General features: G+C 59.1%; 20 protein-coding genes. 11 read left to right on the forward strand and 9 right to left on the reverse strand.

What is annotated here, in order from left to right:
* Window positions 1–56: 56 nt before the first annotated feature.
* On the reverse strand, window positions 57–1454 hold the full coding sequence (locus tag ACLQMU_RS00670) for a DNA-directed DNA polymerase II small subunit (RefSeq protein ID WP_424039435.1): 1398 nt from the start codon (window positions 1452–1454) through the stop codon (window positions 57–59).
* A 132-nt stretch (window positions 1455–1586) separates the two neighbouring features.
* Here ACLQMU_RS00670 and ACLQMU_RS00675 point away from each other — a divergent pair, with 132 nt between their 5' ends.
* From ACLQMU_RS00675 to cofH (ACLQMU_RS00685), 3 genes are all read left to right on the forward strand, one after another.
* Window positions 1587–2219 carry a LysE family transporter gene (locus tag ACLQMU_RS00675; RefSeq protein ID WP_424039434.1) on the forward strand — a complete coding sequence of 211 codons (633 nt, stop codon included), beginning with the start codon at window positions 1587–1589 and terminating at the stop codon, window positions 2217–2219.
* Between the two features lie 62 nt (window positions 2220–2281).
* Window positions 2282–3241 (forward strand): S26 family signal peptidase, encoded by a 960-nt coding sequence (locus ACLQMU_RS00680; protein ID WP_424039432.1) that lies wholly within the window; start codon window positions 2282–2284, stop codon window positions 3239–3241.
* A 27-nt stretch (window positions 3242–3268) separates the two neighbouring features.
* A complete protein-coding gene (gene cofH, locus ACLQMU_RS00685) occupies window positions 3269–4357 on the forward strand; it encodes a 5-amino-6-(D-ribitylamino)uracil--L-tyrosine 4-hydroxyphenyl transferase CofH (protein WP_422148413.1) in 1089 nt (362 codons plus the stop codon).
* A gap of 70 nt (window positions 4358–4427) precedes the next feature.
* Here the strand turns inward: cofH (ACLQMU_RS00685) and ACLQMU_RS00690 are convergent, their stop codons facing one another.
* The gene (locus ACLQMU_RS00690) at window positions 4428–4727 is read right to left on the reverse strand and encodes a YunC family protein (protein ID WP_422148414.1); all 300 of its coding nucleotides are present in this window, start codon (window positions 4725–4727) and stop codon (window positions 4428–4430) included.
* A gap of 117 nt (window positions 4728–4844) precedes the next feature.
* Here ACLQMU_RS00690 and cofH (ACLQMU_RS00695) point away from each other — a divergent pair, with 117 nt between their 5' ends.
* Window positions 4845–5933, forward strand: coding sequence for a 5-amino-6-(D-ribitylamino)uracil--L-tyrosine 4-hydroxyphenyl transferase CofH (gene cofH / locus ACLQMU_RS00695; protein WP_424039429.1), 1089 nt, complete (start codon window positions 4845–4847; stop codon window positions 5931–5933).
* A gap of 103 nt (window positions 5934–6036) precedes the next feature.
* Window positions 6037–6456: a pyridoxamine 5'-phosphate oxidase family protein gene (locus ACLQMU_RS00700; protein WP_422148419.1), complete on the forward strand. Its 420-nt coding sequence runs from the start codon at window positions 6037–6039 to the stop codon at window positions 6454–6456.
* Window positions 6457–6467: 11 nt separating this feature from the next.
* Here ACLQMU_RS00700 and ACLQMU_RS00705 read toward each other — a convergent pair whose 3' ends face one another.
* From ACLQMU_RS00705 to ACLQMU_RS00715, 3 genes are read right to left on the reverse strand one after another with little or no spacing between them, the layout of a single operon-like run.
* Window positions 6468–7022, reverse strand: a complete 555-nt coding sequence (locus ACLQMU_RS00705) for a flavodoxin family protein (protein ID WP_422148416.1) — start codon at window positions 7020–7022, stop codon at window positions 6468–6470.
* Complete coding sequence (locus tag ACLQMU_RS00710; protein ID WP_422148417.1) at window positions 7019–7480, reverse strand: GIY-YIG nuclease family protein; 462 nt, start codon at window positions 7478–7480, stop codon at window positions 7019–7021. The genes ACLQMU_RS00705 and ACLQMU_RS00710 overlap by 4 nt, the downstream gene beginning before the upstream one ends.
* The gene (locus tag ACLQMU_RS00715; protein WP_424039427.1) at window positions 7473–8075 is read right to left on the reverse strand and encodes an MBL fold metallo-hydrolase; all 603 of its coding nucleotides are present in this window, start codon (window positions 8073–8075) and stop codon (window positions 7473–7475) included. Before ACLQMU_RS00715 ends, ACLQMU_RS00710 begins: the two co-directional genes overlap by 8 nt.
* Window positions 8076–8100: 25 nt before the next feature.
* On the opposite strand from ACLQMU_RS00715, the gene thiC reads away from it, so the two are divergent.
* On the forward strand, window positions 8101–9387 hold the full coding sequence (gene thiC / locus ACLQMU_RS00720; RefSeq protein WP_422148637.1) for a phosphomethylpyrimidine synthase ThiC: 1287 nt from the start codon (window positions 8101–8103) through the stop codon (window positions 9385–9387).
* A 12-nt stretch (window positions 9388–9399) separates the two neighbouring features.
* Here thiC and ACLQMU_RS00725 read toward each other — a convergent pair whose 3' ends face one another.
* Both ACLQMU_RS00725 and purE read right to left on the reverse strand, forming a co-directional pair.
* Complete coding sequence (locus ACLQMU_RS00725; RefSeq protein WP_424039424.1) at window positions 9400–9837, reverse strand: LEA type 2 family protein; 438 nt, start codon at window positions 9835–9837, stop codon at window positions 9400–9402.
* A 57-nt stretch (window positions 9838–9894) separates the two neighbouring features.
* Window positions 9895–10287 carry a 5-(carboxyamino)imidazole ribonucleotide mutase gene (purE, locus tag ACLQMU_RS00730; RefSeq protein ID WP_422149366.1) on the reverse strand — a complete coding sequence of 131 codons (393 nt, stop codon included), beginning with the start codon at window positions 10285–10287 and terminating at the stop codon, window positions 9895–9897.
* 55 nt (window positions 10288–10342) lie between these two features.
* On the opposite strand from purE, the gene ACLQMU_RS00735 reads away from it, so the two are divergent.
* From ACLQMU_RS00735 to ACLQMU_RS00750, 4 genes are read left to right on the forward strand one after another with little or no spacing between them, the layout of a single operon-like run.
* Window positions 10343–11473 (forward strand): pyridoxal-phosphate-dependent aminotransferase family protein, encoded by a 1131-nt coding sequence (locus ACLQMU_RS00735; protein WP_422149365.1) that lies wholly within the window; start codon window positions 10343–10345, stop codon window positions 11471–11473.
* A complete protein-coding gene (gene ribC, locus ACLQMU_RS00740; RefSeq protein WP_422149364.1) occupies window positions 11470–11931 on the forward strand; it encodes a riboflavin synthase in 462 nt (153 codons plus the stop codon). Before ACLQMU_RS00735 ends, ribC begins: the two co-directional genes overlap by 4 nt.
* A 44-nt stretch (window positions 11932–11975) precedes the next feature.
* A complete protein-coding gene (gene ribH / locus ACLQMU_RS00745) occupies window positions 11976–12395 on the forward strand; it encodes a 6,7-dimethyl-8-ribityllumazine synthase (protein ID WP_325409073.1) in 420 nt (139 codons plus the stop codon).
* The gene (locus ACLQMU_RS00750; protein ID WP_424039421.1) at window positions 12392–13531 is read left to right on the forward strand and encodes a pyridoxal phosphate-dependent aminotransferase; all 1140 of its coding nucleotides are present in this window, start codon (window positions 12392–12394) and stop codon (window positions 13529–13531) included. Before ribH ends, ACLQMU_RS00750 begins: the two co-directional genes overlap by 4 nt.
* Window positions 13532–13745: 214 nt before the next feature.
* On the opposite strand, the gene ACLQMU_RS00755 is transcribed toward ACLQMU_RS00750, so the two are convergent.
* Window positions 13746–14159 carry a pyridoxamine 5'-phosphate oxidase family protein gene (locus ACLQMU_RS00755; RefSeq protein ID WP_422149362.1) on the reverse strand — a complete coding sequence of 138 codons (414 nt, stop codon included), beginning with the start codon at window positions 14157–14159 and terminating at the stop codon, window positions 13746–13748.
* 98 nt (window positions 14160–14257) lie between these two features.
* Here ACLQMU_RS00755 and ACLQMU_RS00760 point away from each other — a divergent pair, with 98 nt between their 5' ends.
* Window positions 14258–15670 (forward strand): MFS transporter, encoded by a 1413-nt coding sequence (locus ACLQMU_RS00760; protein WP_424039419.1) that lies wholly within the window; start codon window positions 14258–14260, stop codon window positions 15668–15670.
* Between the two features lie 210 nt (window positions 15671–15880).
* On the opposite strand, the gene ACLQMU_RS00765 is transcribed toward ACLQMU_RS00760, so the two are convergent.
* On the reverse strand, window positions 15881–16744 hold the full coding sequence (locus ACLQMU_RS00765) for a class I SAM-dependent methyltransferase (protein ID WP_424039417.1): 864 nt from the start codon (window positions 16742–16744) through the stop codon (window positions 15881–15883).
* Window positions 16745–16771 lie beyond the last annotated feature (27 nt).

Genomic DNA, 16771 nt, shown 5'->3' on the forward strand with positions numbered 1-16771 from the left:
GATCCGGGCGATCAGTCCCTTTCGGAAAATAACACTCTGTGCCGGATTTTTCCCCCTCACAAAAACGAAAACGTTTCCGGTACCAGCGTCTGGAGATCCACCATCACGGCCTGCGCAGGGGTCGGGTTCACGTTCATCTGCTTCTGGAACGCGGTCTGGGACTGCCAGGTACCGGCATTGATGCCCAGCACCCCGCGGTAGGTGGTCAGCCCTTTGATATGGACATGGCCCGTATGGAGGATCTCCGGCAGCGGGTCGATGATCAGGCGGTCGGACTTTCCCGCGGCAATCGGCGTGCGCCTCCCGTAGGCCGGGGCGAGGTGCCGGCGCTGCAGGATCTCTTCCATCATGCGCCCGCTCTGCTCGTAGGAGGCCCCCGGGATGAGCCCGATCATGTCATCGATCGACCGGCCGTGGTACATCAGCACCCGCACGCCCTGCAGGTTCACGAGCGCCGGGTTCTCGACGAGCATGCAGTTCTCAGGAAACTTTTTCGTGAACTGCTCCGGGATCACCGGCTGGGGCTCGGCGCCCCGGACCACGTCGTGGTTGCCCGGGGCAGCGATGATCTTGATCCGGTGCGGGATCGCGCTGATCATCTCGCCGAACGCATCGTACTGCTCGTAGATGTTTTTTATGGTCAGTTCCTGTTCCTGCCCCGGGAAGACCCCGATCCCGTCCACGAGATCGCCGGCGATCAAAAGGTAGGAGGCATCGGACTCCGCGATCCAGTCGACAAACCGGTTCCAGCAGTCCGTAAGGAAGGTATTGCTCCCCACGTGGACATCGGAGATGAAGACCGCTTTTCCCGGCTTCTCGCTCAAAAACGGCTTGTTGTCGATCCTGATATCGGGCCGGAACATCTGCTCGGCAAAGAAGAGCTTCCCGTCGTTTGAGAGCTTGCCCTTGACGCCAATTACCTCGTCCGGGATCAGGCGCTCGGCATCGGCAAAGACCGGCCGGTCCTTCCGGAAGAGCACCGTGAGGTTTGCCGTGGTGTCCTCCAGTTCGGCGATCCGGTGGCCGTTTGTAGTGGTCTTGACATCAGAGACCATCCCGATCACGGTGCACTCCTCCTGCCGGTACCGGGGCGAGCGGGTGAGCCCTTCGATGGGCATCGCCCCGCACCGTGCCCGGATCATCCCGCCGAGACGGCTGTACCGGTCCCGGAAATAGTGGAGGTAGTCCGCGGTGCCGTTGATGCTTCCCGATGTACCGGGGCCCCCCGAGACGATCTCGACCGTCGGGTCGGTCAGAAAGCGCATCCCGTCCCGGGTGGCATTCATGCCCGGGATATGCTTTGCCGAGACCACCACGGCATCCCCCGGGACGGCGGCGATGATGCGGTCGATCAGCTCCGGGTTGTCCTGCTCCTGAATGTACCGCACGACATCGGGGTGCACCTGGAGCCGGGTATCAAGAAACCGGAGGGTGATCTGCTGCGCATCGAGCATAGAATAGTATAGAGCTGTACCGGGAAAAAAGATCATGGTATCCTGCACGCGGATCCCCGCGGGGATGCCTTGATATCATCGTCCGCCAAACCCTGTTCACTTTAGGGGCATCCCTTGGCCCTCCCTGATATCATGCTCGATACGCCCCAGATGTTTATCCTCGCATTTGCCCTCGGGCTGACCGGCGCCCTCGCGCCCGGCCCCACGCTGGTTGCCACCATCAACGCATCGATATCGGGTGGCTGGACGATGGGCCCGCGGGTGACGTTCGGCCACATGCTCTCCGAGCTCCTCATCGTCATTTTAATCGTGGCCGGCCTCGCGACCGTGGCGCTGCGGTACACGACGGCAGTCGCGGTCATCGGGGGTGTGGCACTCGTGATCTTCGGTCTCCTCACGATCCTTGGGAGCCGGGGGGTAACGCTCGCCCGGACCGGCAGCGGGGCAGCAGTCGTCACGGCAAACCCGTACTTTGCCGGTTTTTTTACAAGCGTCGCAAACCCGTACTTCTGGATCTGGTGGCTGACGGTCGGGAGCGCGATGGTGATCGCCGGGCTCGCCGGGGGGATCTTCCTAGCCTGCGTTTTCATGGCCGGGCACTGGTGTGCGGATCTCGGGTGGTTTACCCTCGTTTCGACAGGCATTTCGCGGGGAACAACCATCCTCTCCGATATCACGTACCAGCGTATTATGATGGCGTGCGGGCTTTTCCTTGTCTTTTTCGGGGTATATTACCTCGCGCGGATCGTTTTTCCCCCGGCATAAGGGGGACGCCTGCGAATGGGTGCGGTATATTAACGAAAAACGCCAATAAGGAGCGCTGAGGAATGGAAGACAAAGAACCATCGCGGGATATCCGCACTATGATCAAGGCGTTCCGGACAAGCGAGCACTGGGTGGTTTCCCTTGCCCGCGATATTCTCTGGGTCGTGGTTGTCGTCGGGTGCATAGCGCTTGCCCTTTACCTGATCTGCGGGACGTGGCCGGCGGTTGTTACCGTTGAATCGGGGAGTATGGAGCCCCACATGAATATCGGCGACCTCGTTTTCGTAGTGCAGCAGGACCGGTTCGGCCCCCTCCAGACGTGGGAAGAGGCGCAGGCAATCGGGTACCAGAAGTTCGGCGACTACGGTGACGTGATCATCTACCGCCCTGACGGTGATACCGATTTCTGGGCATCGATCGGCCTGCTCCCGCTCTCCAGCCAGCACCCGATCATCCACCGGGCCATGAGCTGGGTCGATGCCGGGCAGCCGGAGCCGTCGTATCTTAACCCGTACCGCGGGCAGGAAACACCTGCCGAATATATTCCGCTTGCGACGAGCAACACGACCGTGTTCGGGTATTACCTCCTGTATCCCGAAAACGCCACGGCCCCCGAAAATATCACTGCAAACGCTCAGGGGATGGCATTCAGTACAGCAGATGCGAAGTACTTCCTTCCCGAGCAGTACGTGGTCGCAAACCAGGGGTATGTCCGGTACTCCGCCCCGACCACCCACGGCGGCTACATCACCAAGGGAGACAATAACCCGGTCAGCGATGAAGGGTACCTCACTGTGAACAACAACCAGACGATCGAGCCGGTGGAAAAGCAGTGGGTTGTGGGAAAAGCCCTCTTTACCATCCCCCTTGTCGGCCTGCTCCCGCTTAACATATGGTGGGTAATTATCGTCGTGATCGTGGCGATGGTTCTCTGGGACTGGTACGCGAAGAAGGAAGCGGCCACCGGCAGGAAAGCGGGAAAAGTAAAGGCCCCGAAAAAAGGTTCCCGGAAAAATAAATAACACGGCTCGTCCCCGGTGGTAATGAACATGGCACCCGCACTTATCCCTTTGCTGAGCGATTGTCTGGCCGGCCACCGGCTCACCCCCGGGGAGGGCGAATTCCTCATGAAATCGACCGGCCGGGACGTCTTCCGGATTACCGCGGCTGCTGACGAGATGCGCGAAAAAAAGGTCGGGGATATCGTCACCTATGTCAGGAACCAGAACCTGCACGTGACCAACATCTGCAAGAACCTCTGCGGGTTCTGCGGCTTTGGCAAAAAAGCGACCGATCCCGGGGCCTACTGCCTCGACCGCGACACGATCCAGGCAGGCGTCCGGCAGGCACAGAAACGCAATGTCACCGAGATCTGTTTTCTCTCCGGGGTCAACCCCGCCTTTGACCTCGACAGTTACACGGGGCTGGTCGCCGCGGTGCACGGGATCGCCCCGGAGATTCACGTCCATGCCTTCAGCCCGGACGAGGTGGCCCATGCGACAAAGAGAGTCAAACTGACGACCGCCGAAGTACTTGCCGCGCTCAGGGACGCCGGCCTGGGGTCACTGCAGGGGACCGCCGCAGAGATCCTGATCGAGTCTGTCCGGAAGGTGATCTGTCCGCGAAAGATCTCCGGTGCCGAATGGGTGCGGATCATCAAAGAGGCCCATAAGCTGGGCATCCGCACCTCCGCCACCATCATGTACGGCTCTTACGAGTCTGCCCGCGACCAGGTGGACCATATGGCGATCATCCGTCAGGTCCAGGACGAGACACACGGGTTTACCGAGTGGATCCCGATGTCGTATATCCATCCCAATACCCCACTCTTTACCGAGGGGATCGCAAGGCCCGGGGCAACCGGCAGGGAGGACCTGCTTATGATCGCCGTTTCCCGCCTCTTTTTGGATAACTTCGACAACGTTCAGGTCTCGTGGGGCAAGCTCGGGCTCAAGATGACGCAGCTCGCGCTCCTCTGCGGGGGAAACGACCTCGCGGGCACGATGTTTACCGATGAAGTCTCCGTGGATGCGGGTGCAGGGGACGCCAGTTACCTCGACCCGGTGGTCATGGAGCGGATGACAACGGACCTGGGACGGGTCCTCCGGCAGCGGACGACGCTGTACGAGCTGGCGTAAGCCGCCGAAACGGCAGGTAACCCTTTTTAAAAACGATTTTTCCCCTTGCTTTTTTGGAGACAGGCAGCGGTCAGAGCCGTTCCAGCGCCTGCTTCCCGGTCATGCCGTTGGTGATCCCGCGCCCCATCGCCCCCCGGTTTGTCTCCTTAACGATGCCGGTGAGGATATCGTTGGTATTCACGATTGACGGCCCGGTTGCGGGGCGGACTTTTGCCGCGGGGTAACTGAACGAGTCCAGTGCCGCCACATCGAAGGCTCCGCACCCGACCAGCCCGACATCGGTGATAATGGCTACGAGGTTTGCCGGCCCAAGCGGAATGACGATGCCTTCTGCATCCTTGTGGGGCAGGTGAACGGTGATCTTCTCCATAATGCTCTACGATGCACATTGGTGTCGTGGTATTATAATCATGACGGGCAGGCGGCCCAGCGATAGGTTTTATGTTTAGTATGACACAGTGTGACACACAGGATGGGTAGTGCAGGTATGGACAGTCGCCTTTCAGCAATCCTCTCCGATGCAGCAGGTGGACACCGGATCAGCGAAGCAGACACGTTGCGCCTTTTTACGACTCGCGACAGGGATGTCTGGAAGATCGCCGCCGCCGCCGATGAAAAGCGGGAAAAGGTCGCCGGCAATGCGGTCACCTATGTCCGCAACCAGAACATCAACGTGACCAATCTCTGCGTCAACGCCTGCGGTTTCTGCGGGTTCTCGAAAAAGCCGGGCGATGAGGGAATCTACTTCCATGACAAGCCGGTCATCGAAGAGAAGGCGCGGCTCGCGAAGTCCCGGGGGGTGACAGAGATCTGCACGGTCAGCGGCCTGCACCCGGCATTTACCGCGCAGTCTTATTTCGACGTCTACCGCTGGATCAGCGAGGCGGCGCCGGGCGTTCACCTGCACGCGGGCAACCCCATGGAAGTCGCGTATGCAGCCCGGAAGAGCGGCATGACCACAAAAGAGGTGCTCTCGCAGATGAAGGCCGCCGGGCTCAACTCGATGTGCGGGACGGCGGCAGAGATCCTGGTGGATACGGTCCGGGAGAAGATCTGCCCGCAGAAGATCTCTACCGAAGAATGGATGCGTATCATCCGGGAGGCCCACCACCTCGGCATTCCCACGACGGCGACGATCATGTACGGCCACTGCGAAAGTGAGAAGGACCGGGTGCGTCACCTCGCCCTGCTCCGGCAGATCCAGGACGAAACCCTCGGCTTTACGGAGTTTGTCCCGCTCTCGTTCATCCACATGAACACACCGATCTTCCGGAACGGCGAGGCCCGGGCGGGAGCGACCGGCCGGGAGGACACCCTGATGGTCGCCGTCGCCCGGCTCTTCCTCGACAATTTCAAAAACATCCAGGTCTCATGGGTCAAGGAAGGGATCAAGATGGCGCAGCTGGGCCTTCTTGCCGGTGCCAATGACCTCGGCGGTACCATGTTCGAGGAGAGCATCTCCAAGGGGGCCGGGGCGACAAACACGGACTTCCTCGACCCGGCCGAGATGCAGCGGGTGGCAGAAGACCTGGGCAGAACGCTGTGCAGGCGCACGACCCTCTACAGGCGGGCCTGACCGCACCCGTTCCGCGGGCATTTTTTATCGGGACGGGTTAAACCGGTAGCAGGAAGCCGCTCATATACGAAGGAAAGACCGGGAGATCACGGACAAGAGCGCGATAGAATCTATCCTCAACGGGGCCGGGGTGTGTAGGATTGGCCTCGCCGACGAAAACGAACCCTACGTGGTACCGGTCTGTTTCGGGTACAGGGACGATACAATCTATATCCACTCGGCGCCGGCAGGAAAAAAGATCGGGATGCTTGCAAAAAACCCGCGCTGCTGTATCGAAGTGGACAACACCGACGGGCCGGTCAGAAGCGATGATCCCTGCCAGTGGGAGATGCGGTACACAAGCGTCATCTGCACCGGAACTGCGAGCATTCTCGATGATTATGCAAAAAAATGTGCCGCGATGAACTGCATCATGCGGCATTACGGCGGCCCGGAATACCGGCTTTCAGAAAAAGAGCTGGAACGGGTCTGTATCGTGAAGATCTCCCTTGACGGGATGACCGGGAAACAGTACGGGTACTGATCGCCCCCCTCCTAGTCATGGTGGGGCAGGAGCAGCCTGACAATCTTGTCCCCGGTCTTTTTTGCATGCGCCACGGCTTTTGCATCCTTCATGATATCTCCTTCGTCGGTTCCCGTGCCGGTGACCGAACCGAGCGATGCAAACTCGTGGGTGCTGAGGAACCCTTCAATCGTTTTCACCGTGCGTTCCGCACCGGCCGATGCCTGGACGCCAACCGCGATCCCTTTTCTCCCGAGGAGCTTGCGGTCATGATAGAGCGAGTACGTGCGGTCGATGAAGTTCTTGAGGTGGCCGCAGACATCGTAGTAATACGTGGGCGAACCGATCACGAGCACCTCGCACTCCAGCATCTTCTCCGCGATGCCCCCCCAGTCATCCCCCTCGATTACGCACCATTTCTTCTCCTTGCACTTCCCGCAGCCGGTGCAGGGAAGGATCTTCTTCCCGGCAAGGGAGACAAATTCCGTTTTTATTCCTGCCTCACTGCACTGCCCGAGGATCACTTTGATGAGCTGAGCAGTGTTCCCGTTCTTTCGCGTGCTGCCCGATAACCCGAGAACTTTCATAGATTACCCTTTGTTTCAGGAGTAATGATAGTTTTGATCCGGGGAGAGAGCCCGAAGCTGGAAAACGCCGCGAGGATCTCACCTTTCGGGTCCCTGCTCCGGTACACGAGATGGGACGGGCAGTCGCAGTCGCTGCACCCGAACTTCTCCACCACCGTGCCTCCCCGGGCGAGGGCGACGGCAAGCCGGCATTCGAGCCGCTCCTCTGTCGGGGCGCTCGCGGCATAGGCAGGCCGGAAGCGGGGATCGGTCAGGAGGTAATCGATGTGCCACGTCGGATGCCGGTCGCGGCGGGTCGCGAGATGCAGGTGTCGTTCGAGCCGCGCCAGGCCGCCGGGCCCGAGGGCAGACCCGATATACCCATGCCAGCCGGCTTCGAAGTGCAGGGCACCCAGCGCCCCGATGCTGACGGTGCAGGCAGGATTTTTTAAAACGAGACAGTAGATTCCCTTATCCATACCCGCCCTTCATGAGCTGCTGCGCCGCCGCGATGTGCCGTTTCCCGCTGCAGTCCACCGGCTCCCCGTGTCCCGGGTATAGCCCTTCGACATCGAGCGGCGCGAGCCGGTCAAGGGACCTCTCAAGCGCCTGCCTGCTCCCCCCGGGGAAATCGTAGCGGCCAAATGCCCCGTCGGTGAATACGGTATCTCCGCTGATGAGCACCTTGTCCGGTGCCGAGTAGAAGCAGCAGCTTCCCGGGGTATGGCCCGGCGTGTGGATGACCGTCAGGCCCCCGATTACGTCCCCGTCGGAAAGTACGATATCCGGCACGACGCCGGGCGAGCGGGCGCCAAACTGCATAGAGAGGCTTTTGCCGTCGTCGATAAGCCCCCCGGCATCGTCCCGGTGGATCGCGATCTTCGCCCGGCACAGGTGGGAGATCTCTTTTAGATGGGCGGTATGGTCGAAATGGCAGTGGGTCAGGACGATGGTGTCGATCTCATCTCTGAACGGCTGGACGGCCATCGGGAGTACGCCGGCATCCACAAGGACCGTGCCGAAAATATAGGAGTTCGCGAATGGCCCCTGTTCGGGTATCCACCTGACCTTCATGTACAATAATAAAGCATACCAACAGATGTTTGTTATGGATGTGCTTGTCCGCAGGTGCGCCTCCTCTGTTCCCGATTATGTCGCTGAGGCTGCACGGGCAGAGGGCATGGACCCGGAACTGATGGCTCGTCGTATAGCTGCTGGGCGGATCGTAATTCCGGCCAACCCGGAACGCCGGCACCGCTCCTGTGCCATCGGGGAGGGGTGCATGGTCAAGGTGAACGTGAATGTCGGGACATCCGGCACCCGGTGCGATTATGCCCTTGAGGAAAAGAAGGCGCAGGCAGCACTCGATAACGGGGCCGATGCGATCATGGATCTCTCGACCGGCGGGGACCTTGTCGCGATACGGAAAAAGATGCTTGCCCTCGATACCACGGTGGGCACGGTGCCGGTCTACGAGGCGGTGCGCCGGGCGGGAAACGCCGCCGATGTTGATGCCGACCTGCTTTTCAGGGTCATCCGGGAGCATTGTGAACAGGGCGTGGATTTTTTAACGCTCCACTGCGGGGTGAACCGGCAGGCTCTCGACGCCCTCAGGCTCGACCCGCGCCTGATGGGGGTTGTGAGCCGGGGCGGGACGTTCCACTGCGCGATGATGATGCTCCGGGACGAGGAGAACCCGCTCTATTCAGAGTTCGATTACCTCCTTGACATCCTCGCGGAGCACGATGTCACGATCAGCCTCGGGGACGGGATGCGGCCCGGCTGCCTGCAGGATGCAGGCAAACTCGCGAAATCCGTGGAGTACGTAACGCTCGGGACGCTTGCGAAGCGCTCCCTTGCCCGGGGTGTCCAGCGGATGATCGAGGGACCGGGGCACATGCCGCTCGACCAGGTGGGCTACAATGTGCGGATGATAAAGGAGATCACCGATCACGCCCCGCTCTACCTGCTCGGCCCTCTTGTCACCGATATAGCGCCGGGCTACGACCACGTGGTCGCGGCGATCGGGGGAGCGGAGGCCTGCCGGAACGGGGCGGATTTCCTCTGCATGGTCTCGCCGAGCGAGCACCTCGCCCTGCCGGACGTGAAGGACATCATCGAAGGGACCCGGGTCGCAAAGATCGCGGCGCATATTGGCGATACCGTCAGGCACCACGAAGGTTTCCGGATGGAGCGCGAGGTGCAGATGGCGGATGCCCGGCACCGGCTCGACTGGGACGCCCAGTTCCGGCTTGCCCTGTACGGTGATCATGCACGGGAAATCCACTGCCGTGATGGGGAGACCGATACCTGCTCGATGTGCGGGGATTTGTGCGCCGTGAAGATGGTGAACGAGCTGTTTGGAGAGAAGACGGAGAAGAAATAGCCGTCTTTCCTGTCAGTCCTGCTTCTCCTGCCCGGCCACGATCCCGGCAATCTGTACCATGGTGACCGGCACAGTCCGGGAAAACGGTACCGGTTTTGTGACTATCAGGAACTTCACGACCGCTTTGCCCTCGATGGTTACCTCGATTCCCCCTTTTGTAACAAAAGATACGAGCGCCCCGGCCAGGGCCGCATTGTGCGAGGTGACCGGTACGTTGAGCATGGTGACGGAATGAGCCGGTATTTTTGCGTTTCCCGTATTGCCCGTGGCGATCTGCCGGTTGTCCCCCTCTTTTTTGCACAGCACCGCAAATGGGCATTCCTTCAGGGTCACACCGACCGGGTTATGGTTCTCCACCCGGATCGTCACCTCTAGGTCGAGGTTCGAGAGTGAAACTTTCCGGAGCGAGACCCCTTCAAGGGTTACGACCGGGTCGGAAAAGACGGGCATGGCATCAGTGTAGGGCTGAAAAAGGGATAATCCTGTTCACGCGTTTATCTTCGCGTATTACTTCTCTGCCAGTTTCAGGATCCGGATCGCGAGGTGCGCCGCGTTGTCGCCGTTGTCAACCCCCACGCAGGCAACCGGCACACCTTTTGGCATCTGGACGATCGAGAGCAGGGCATCGAGGCCGCTCAGGGTCCCGCTGACCGGCACACCGATGACGGGCTTGTCGGTCTTTGACGCGATAACTCCCGGCAGTGCCGCAGATAGCCCGGCAATCGCGATGAAGACTTTGCCCGGGCTGCTTTTGACATATGCATCCAGCGTGTCCGGGTCACGGTGAGCGGAGATGACCTGGTAGTCCCAGGATACCTTGTGATCGTCAAGGACCTTCTTTGCCTTGTCGGCAACCGCTGCATCGGATGCCGATCCGCAGATTATGCTCACGTCTGCCATATAAGCCATCCAAACTTATATCCCGTCTATATAAATATACTATTGGCAGATCCACATGGAAAAAGAATTACTCCTTATGCTGCCGGGCCCGGTACCGATGCCGGAACGGGTCAGGTTCGCAATGTCGCGCCAGGCAATCAACCACCGGAGCGCCGAGTTTGGCGCAGTTTATGCGGACTGTGTGAGGGTCTTAAAGACTGCATTCGGAACAGCAAACGATGTCGTTGTGATCAGCGGGTCCGGCACGGCCGGCATGGAAGCCGCGGTCGCAAACTTCGGCAGGGATAAGGAGATCGCCTGCTTCGTGAACGGCAAGTTCGGCGAGCGGCTCTACAAGATCAGCCAGCGCTATGGTAAGGCGCACGAGATCAAGTCAGAATGGGGGACGCCGCTCGACCTTGCAGCGCTCGAAGCACGGCTCGAAGCGGGTGCGGAGATCGTCACGCTCGTGCACAACGAGACCTCGGCCGGGATCAAGAACCCTGCGGCGGAAGTCGGGAGACTGGCGCACAAGCACGACGCACTCTTTATCATGGACGGCATCACCTCGGTCGGCGGCGACACGGTTGAAGCCGATACGTGGGGCGTGGATGTCGCTATCGTCGGTTCGCAGAAGTGCCTTGCCGCCCCGGCCGGGCTTGCTGCGGTCGCGGTAAGCAGCAGGGCTTGGGAGCGGCTCACGAAAAACCCGCCCTACTATCTCGACCTTGCCGCGTACAAAAAGAGCGCTGCCGGAAAACCGATGGAGACGCCCTATACCCCGGCGGTCCCGCTGTTTTTGGCACTCCGCGAGGCCTGCCTCATCATCGAGGAAGAAGGACTTTCAAACCGGATTGCCCGCCACCAGAAGATGGCAAAGGCCGTCCGTGCTGCCGCACAGGCATGGGGCCTTTCCCTCTTCCCGAAACTCGATGCGAAGCACGAGTATGCAACGACCGTCACCGCGGTCTCGTATCCCGAAGGTGTCAGGGATGACGAGGTCCGGGCTACGATAAAGAAGATGGGCATCATCATCGCCGGCGGACAGGACCACCTTAAGGGCAAGATCTTCCGTATCGGGACGATGGGCGCCGTGAGCGCTCCCGAGATCCTCGCGACCCTCGCTGCGACCCAGCATGGCCTGAAAAAAGCCGGCTACAAGGTCAAAGGCGACGGTGTCGGGGCCGCTGCTGAGGTGCTGGGATGAAGGTTGGTGTTGCCGACACCACCTTCTCACGCGTCAACATGGGAGCGTTCGCCATCGACGAGCTCAAAAAGCACGCGAGCGTGGCGATCGAGCGGGTGACCGTGCCGGGGATAAAAGACCTGCCGGTTGCCTGCAAGAAACTGATCGAAGAACGCCGGTGCGAAATCGTGATGGCTCTCGGGATGCCGGGCGGAAAGGAGAAGGACAAGCTCTGCGCCCATGAGGCGTCGCAGGGGCTTATCATGTGCCAGCTCATGACGAATCACCACATCATTGAGGTGTTCGTGCACGAGGACGAGGCAAAGGACGATGCGGAACTTGCGTGGCTGGCCGAACGGCGTACCCGTGAGCACGCACAGAACGCGGTAAAACTCGTCCTTCACCCCGAGGTCCTCACCAAAGACGCCGGCACCGGTCAGCGCCAGGGATTTGAGGATGCCGGCCCGGCCCGCCGGTGAGAATAATCTACAGATTTATGTGGATCCAAACGAGATGATCAGCTATGTGTGACACAAAACCGATAAAACTGGGATTTGTCGTCGCGGAATTCAACCGCGACATCACCTACATGATGGAGATCGAGGCGCGGGAGCATGCTGCGTTCCTCGGAGCAGAAGTAACCGACTGCCTGTACGTGCCAGGCGCCTTTGACATGCCGCTTGCCATTAAAAAGATGCTTGCGGCAGGTAAGGTCGACGCGGTCGTCACCGTCGGCTGCGTGATCGAAGGGGCGACCCAGCACGACGAGATCGTCGTGCAGCACGCGGCCCGGAAGATCATCGACCTCTCCTTAGAGTTCGGTAAGCCCGTGACGCTCGGTATCTCCGGGCCCGGCATGAGCCGGCTCGAGGCGAACGAGCGGATCGACTATGCAAAGCGCGCCGTGGAATCCGCCGTAAAACTTGTCAAACGATTGCAATGAAGCAGCTCTCGGAGAAGGTCGCGGGGATTGCCCCCTCCGCGACGATCGAGATCTCCAACAAGGCAAAGAAGATGCAGCGGGAGGGCATCGACGTCATCAGCCTCTCGATCGGTGAGCCCGATTTCGATACCCCGAAACACATCAGGGATGCCTGCATCGATGCCCTGAACCGGGGAGAGACGCATTACGCGCCCAGCAACGGCATTCCCGAGCTGCTCACCGCGATCAGCGACAAGATCGCGAAAGAGAACAAGTTCCCCTGTAAGCCGGATCAGGTTATTGTCACCTGCGGGGCGAAGGACGCCATCTACGAGGGCATGGAGGCGGCCTTAAACCCCGGCGATGAAGTCCTCCTCCTCACGCCGGCTTGGGTCTCGTACGAGCCCTGCGTCCAGATGGCAAACGGAAAGATCGTGAAACATGCGGTCAACCAGAAGACCTTTCAGCTCGACGATTCGATTCTCGAACGAATCAACGCCCGCACCAAGATGATCGTGGTCAACTCCCCCTCGAACCCCTCGGGGGCAGTCTTCGATGCGAAATCCATGAAACTTGTCGCCGATCTCTGCGAGGATCACGACATCTACGCGATGTCTGACGAGATCTACGAGAAACTGGTGTACGGGAAAGAACATATCTCGCTTGCCAGTATCGGCGATATGGCACAGCGGACAATCACGATCAACGGTTTTTCAAAAGCCTACGCAATGACCGGCTGGCGGCTCGGGTATGCGGCGGCGCCTTTAGCGATCATCAAAGAGATGTCCAAGGTGCAGCAGCACTCGGTCTCACAGGCTACAACGTTTGCCATGTGGGGTGCAGTTGCGGCACTCAAAGGAGACCAGCAGTGTGTCGGGGAGATGCGCAGGGAATTCGACTGCAGGAGAAAATACATGATCGCCGAACTGAACCGGATGGGATACGGGACCGCACCCGCCGATGGCGCATTCTATGCCTTCGTGAAAGTAGATGGCGATGATATGGCAATCGCAGCCCGGTGGCTCGAAGAGGGACACGTGGCGGTTACCCCGGGCAGCTCATTCGATGCTCCCGGCTGGATCCGGCTCTCGTATGCAGCATCACTGGACCGGCTCAAAGAGGCGATGGGACGGATAGAAAGGGTTGGCGGGAACTGAACGATCCGTCCTGTCACACCGTCGCTTCTTTAGCGCACTCCTGATAACGAAAAAATTTTCCGGTATCCAATATTTTTCCTATTTTTTGAAGTGAACAACAAAGTCGCGCCGACCTTAACCAATATTTTGGTTTGTTACGAAGAAACCATCCATACCTGCGGTAGCCGGGTACGACGCATCGCCGATCCGTATAATCAGGAACGCTGGAAAAGTTTCAGCGTTTCCAGACTTCCATGCTTGACATATTCTTTCCGTGGTACGTGATCTCACCAGCAGTGAACGCAAGCACGACAAAATCTGGATTCTCCGGTGTTTTGAAGAACTGCTCGAACATCGGGTTCCAGTACTTCTTCTTGGTCGCCACATCCTCGTGGATCTTTCCTTTTGCCCTGATATTGACGTACGGATCAGAGTATTCCTTTCCTGACCAGATGGCAAGGGCCGCATCAGGGTTTTTCTTCAGCTGGCCTACCTTATCCGAAGCTTTCATCGTCGCCCCGACAAGGGTCATGTCGGGAAAGCCAGAAAGCACCATGAACCGAACAGCAGGCAGCTTCCCGTCCAGCGTGGCGACAGCTGCAACATGGGGCCCCCCGATAACTTCCATAATCTGCTCTTTGAGTGGCATGGAAGGCATTCTCACTTATATTAATATAAATATATTGCTTTTTGCACCTCTTCGACAGGTACATTAACCGGCTATGGTAATCTTTCATAAGACACCGCATGGACACGAAGCAGAAGATTATTATTTCCATCCTCATGCTCGGTACGCTCATGGGGTCGATCGACTCCACTATTGTTATTCTCGCTTTTCCCACTATCTCCGATTCCCTGCATGCCGACTTCATCGCCACGCTCTGGGTGATCCTGATCTATCTCCTTGTTGTCGCTATCTGTACCACCCAACTCGGCCGGATTGGTGACCTCTATGGAAGGAGCCGGATGTTCAATGCCGGGTTTGGTATCTTTACGATGGGGTCGCTCTTCTGCGGCCTCTCCCCAGGCATCTCCTGGCTGATCTTCTCCCGGGGCATCCAGGCAATCGGGGGAGCGCTGATGCAGGCAAATAGCGGGGCCATAGTTGCCGACACGTTTCCGCCCAATGCACGGGGGACCGCATTCGGGTATATATCACTAGGCTGGACGAGCGGTGCCGTGCTTGGGATCGTGCTGGGCGGCGTCATCACGACCTATGTCAGCTGGGAATACATATTCTTCATCAACCTCCCGATCGGGATTGCGGCTACCGTGCTTGGTTTCCTGTACCTGACAGATAATCCCCGGGTGCATGCGAAACTCGATCTCACGGGCATGGTCCTCCTGGGTGCTGCGCTCACCTTTATCTCTTTTTCCGGGGTGGACTTTGCAACCGAAGGGACTGCGCTTGCAAACATTGTCGCGCTCTGTCTCGGTCTGGTCTTCATCGTTCTCTTCGTGCTCTTCGAACGGCGGACGGCACGACCCATCATCGATTTTTCCGCGCTGCGCAACCGGGTCCTCCGGTATTCCATGATGGCGGCCTTCTTTTTGAGCCTCGGGTACCTCTCGGTGGTCTTCCTGATCACGATGTACCTGCAGGGCATTCGGGCACTTTCCCCGCTCGATGCTGCGCTCCTCCTTACGCCGGGCTACGTGGTGGGCAGCCTGCTCTCGCCTTACATGGGCAGGCTGTCCGACCGGTACGGGGCCCGGGTGCTCGCCACCTTGGGCACCGTGGTGCTGATCCTTGCAACGCTCGTCTACCTGACGTTCCGGGTCGACACCCCCTTCTGGGTGGTGCTGGTTGCATCGGGTATTTCCGGCCTCGGGACGGCGATGTTCTTCCCGTCCAACAACAGTGCCGTCATGGCAAACGCCCCGCAGGGATCATATGGCGGGATATCGGGTATCCTCCGGACCATGCAGAATATCGGGATACTGGGAAGTTTCGTGATTGCCATCACCGTTTCTGCTGCCTCAATACCAAGGGATGTGGCTTTCCAAGTCTTTATCGGCACCACCAATCTCGTGGGCGGAGTTTCCGATGCCTTCATCCGGGGGATCGACGCCGCTCTCTGGGCGTCTGTCATCATCATTGGTATTGCCGGGGTATTGTCCTGGATGCGGGGGCACGAGATCCGGGGGTCGGCACCCTGAGTGCCTCACGGAAGCATTCATTCGGCGATCGCTCCCCAAAGCAGATGATCTCCGGCAGATCGAGTGCCTGCACTATCCCCGGACAACCTCACCTTTCCCTCTATGGACAGGGAGCGGTACCCGGAGGAGACGATACCTGTTATCTTTTGGGACTATCTGAGAATTGTTGAGGTAATTTACCTGGAAAACCTGCTGCATGACGAGGGGCCTTCACTCTGCTTTCTTCCACCAGATCTTCGCGAACGTCGAGTTACCCGAGATCACAACCTCATCCCCTGCCTGCTGTACAAGCGGTGACAGGTACGTATCCAGTATCACCACCTGCTCTTTAGTCGTCACGCCAAATCTTCTCCGGAAAAAGTTCGTCATCTCACCTCGTGAAGGGAAGCGGTACTCCTTATCCAGCGGGAGCATCTCGACATTTGCATAGATCCCTGTCTGGTACAGGACGTTCCAGAGGCAGTCCGCTTTTGGTCCGGGATAATAGGGCCTTCCATGAAGCGGCATCACGAGGTCGGCATACATCCGCTCCCAGAACGGCGGGTCCACAAACCAGTACAGGCAGACCTCGCCGCACGAGACCGCATCCATCTTCTGTACTGCATCCCGGATATCATGCATCGTAAGGGAGAGCGAGGCGATTACCAGGTCATACGGTCCGGAAAGGTCGCTTGCCGGATCCACCTCCTCCCATAATTTCCGGATACAGGTGATGTTTTTGATTCCCTCTTTTTCTGCCCGTTCTTCAAGCGCCGCGATCATTCCTGCGCCGGGTTCCACCGCGGTGATATCCCGCACTTTTCCGGCAAGCGGGATCGCGAGCGTCCCCGGCCCGGCACCGATGTCCAGCACCCTCGTCGTACGGTTGACAGAAAGACCGTCAAGGATCATCCGGATACGTTTCTCGAATTCACCGGCAGACTGTGCTGCATACCGGTCCGCGTTCTCCTTCCTGTCCCAGTCATGCGAAGTGTCCCCGGCAATCCGTGCGGCGTCGTTCCGGTCCTGCCGGGCCTTCCAGACTTCGTTCCAGTCAATATCGCCATACTCGGTATGAATGACAGGTCCGGCCATACAGGAGAAGGGTACACCTGGCCGATA

It is taken from the genome of Methanoregula sp., from assembly GCF_052325125.1.
Taxonomy (GTDB): domain Archaea; phylum Halobacteriota; class Methanomicrobia; order Methanomicrobiales; family Methanospirillaceae; genus Methanoregula.

Excerpts from the sequence above, each read along its gene's own strand:
- ACLQMU_RS00670 (WP_424039435.1), bottom strand. The coding sequence starts at position 1,454 with ATGCTCGATGCGCAGCAGATCACCCTCCGGTTTCTTGATACCCGGCTC.
- ACLQMU_RS00675 (WP_424039434.1), top strand. The coding sequence starts at position 1,587 with ATGCTCGATACGCCCCAGATGTTTATCCTCGCATTTGCCCTCGGGCTG.
- ACLQMU_RS00680 (WP_424039432.1), top strand. The coding sequence starts at position 2,282 with ATGGAAGACAAAGAACCATCGCGGGATATCCGCACTATGATCAAGGCG.
- cofH (WP_422148413.1), top strand. The coding sequence starts at position 3,269 with ATGGCACCCGCACTTATCCCTTTGCTGAGCGATTGTCTGGCCGGCCAC.
- ACLQMU_RS00690 (WP_422148414.1), bottom strand. The coding sequence starts at position 4,727 with ATGGAGAAGATCACCGTTCACCTGCCCCACAAGGATGCAGAAGGCATC.
- cofH (WP_424039429.1), top strand. The coding sequence starts at position 4,845 with ATGGACAGTCGCCTTTCAGCAATCCTCTCCGATGCAGCAGGTGGACAC.
- ACLQMU_RS00705 (WP_422148416.1), bottom strand. The coding sequence starts at position 7,022 with ATGAAAGTTCTCGGGTTATCGGGCAGCACGCGAAAGAACGGGAACACT.
- ACLQMU_RS00710 (WP_422148417.1), bottom strand. The coding sequence starts at position 7,480 with ATGGATAAGGGAATCTACTGTCTCGTTTTAAAAAATCCTGCCTGCACC.
- ACLQMU_RS00715 (WP_424039427.1), bottom strand. The coding sequence starts at position 8,075 with ATGAAGGTCAGGTGGATACCCGAACAGGGGCCATTCGCGAACTCCTAT.
- thiC (WP_422148637.1), top strand. The coding sequence starts at position 8,101 with ATGTTTGTTATGGATGTGCTTGTCCGCAGGTGCGCCTCCTCTGTTCCC.
- ACLQMU_RS00725 (WP_424039424.1), bottom strand. The coding sequence starts at position 9,837 with ATGCCCGTCTTTTCCGACCCGGTCGTAACCCTTGAAGGGGTCTCGCTC.
- purE (WP_422149366.1), bottom strand. The coding sequence starts at position 10,287 with ATGGCAGACGTGAGCATAATCTGCGGATCGGCATCCGATGCAGCGGTT.
- ACLQMU_RS00735 (WP_422149365.1), top strand. The coding sequence starts at position 10,343 with ATGGAAAAAGAATTACTCCTTATGCTGCCGGGCCCGGTACCGATGCCG.
- ribC (WP_422149364.1), top strand. The coding sequence starts at position 11,470 with ATGAAGGTTGGTGTTGCCGACACCACCTTCTCACGCGTCAACATGGGA.
- ribH (WP_325409073.1), top strand. The coding sequence starts at position 11,976 with ATGTGTGACACAAAACCGATAAAACTGGGATTTGTCGTCGCGGAATTC.
- ACLQMU_RS00750 (WP_424039421.1), top strand. The coding sequence starts at position 12,392 with ATGAAGCAGCTCTCGGAGAAGGTCGCGGGGATTGCCCCCTCCGCGACG.
- ACLQMU_RS00755 (WP_422149362.1), bottom strand. The coding sequence starts at position 14,159 with ATGCCACTCAAAGAGCAGATTATGGAAGTTATCGGGGGGCCCCATGTT.
- ACLQMU_RS00760 (WP_424039419.1), top strand. The coding sequence starts at position 14,258 with ATGGACACGAAGCAGAAGATTATTATTTCCATCCTCATGCTCGGTACG.
- ACLQMU_RS00765 (WP_424039417.1), bottom strand. The coding sequence starts at position 16,744 with ATGGCCGGACCTGTCATTCATACCGAGTATGGCGATATTGACTGGAAC.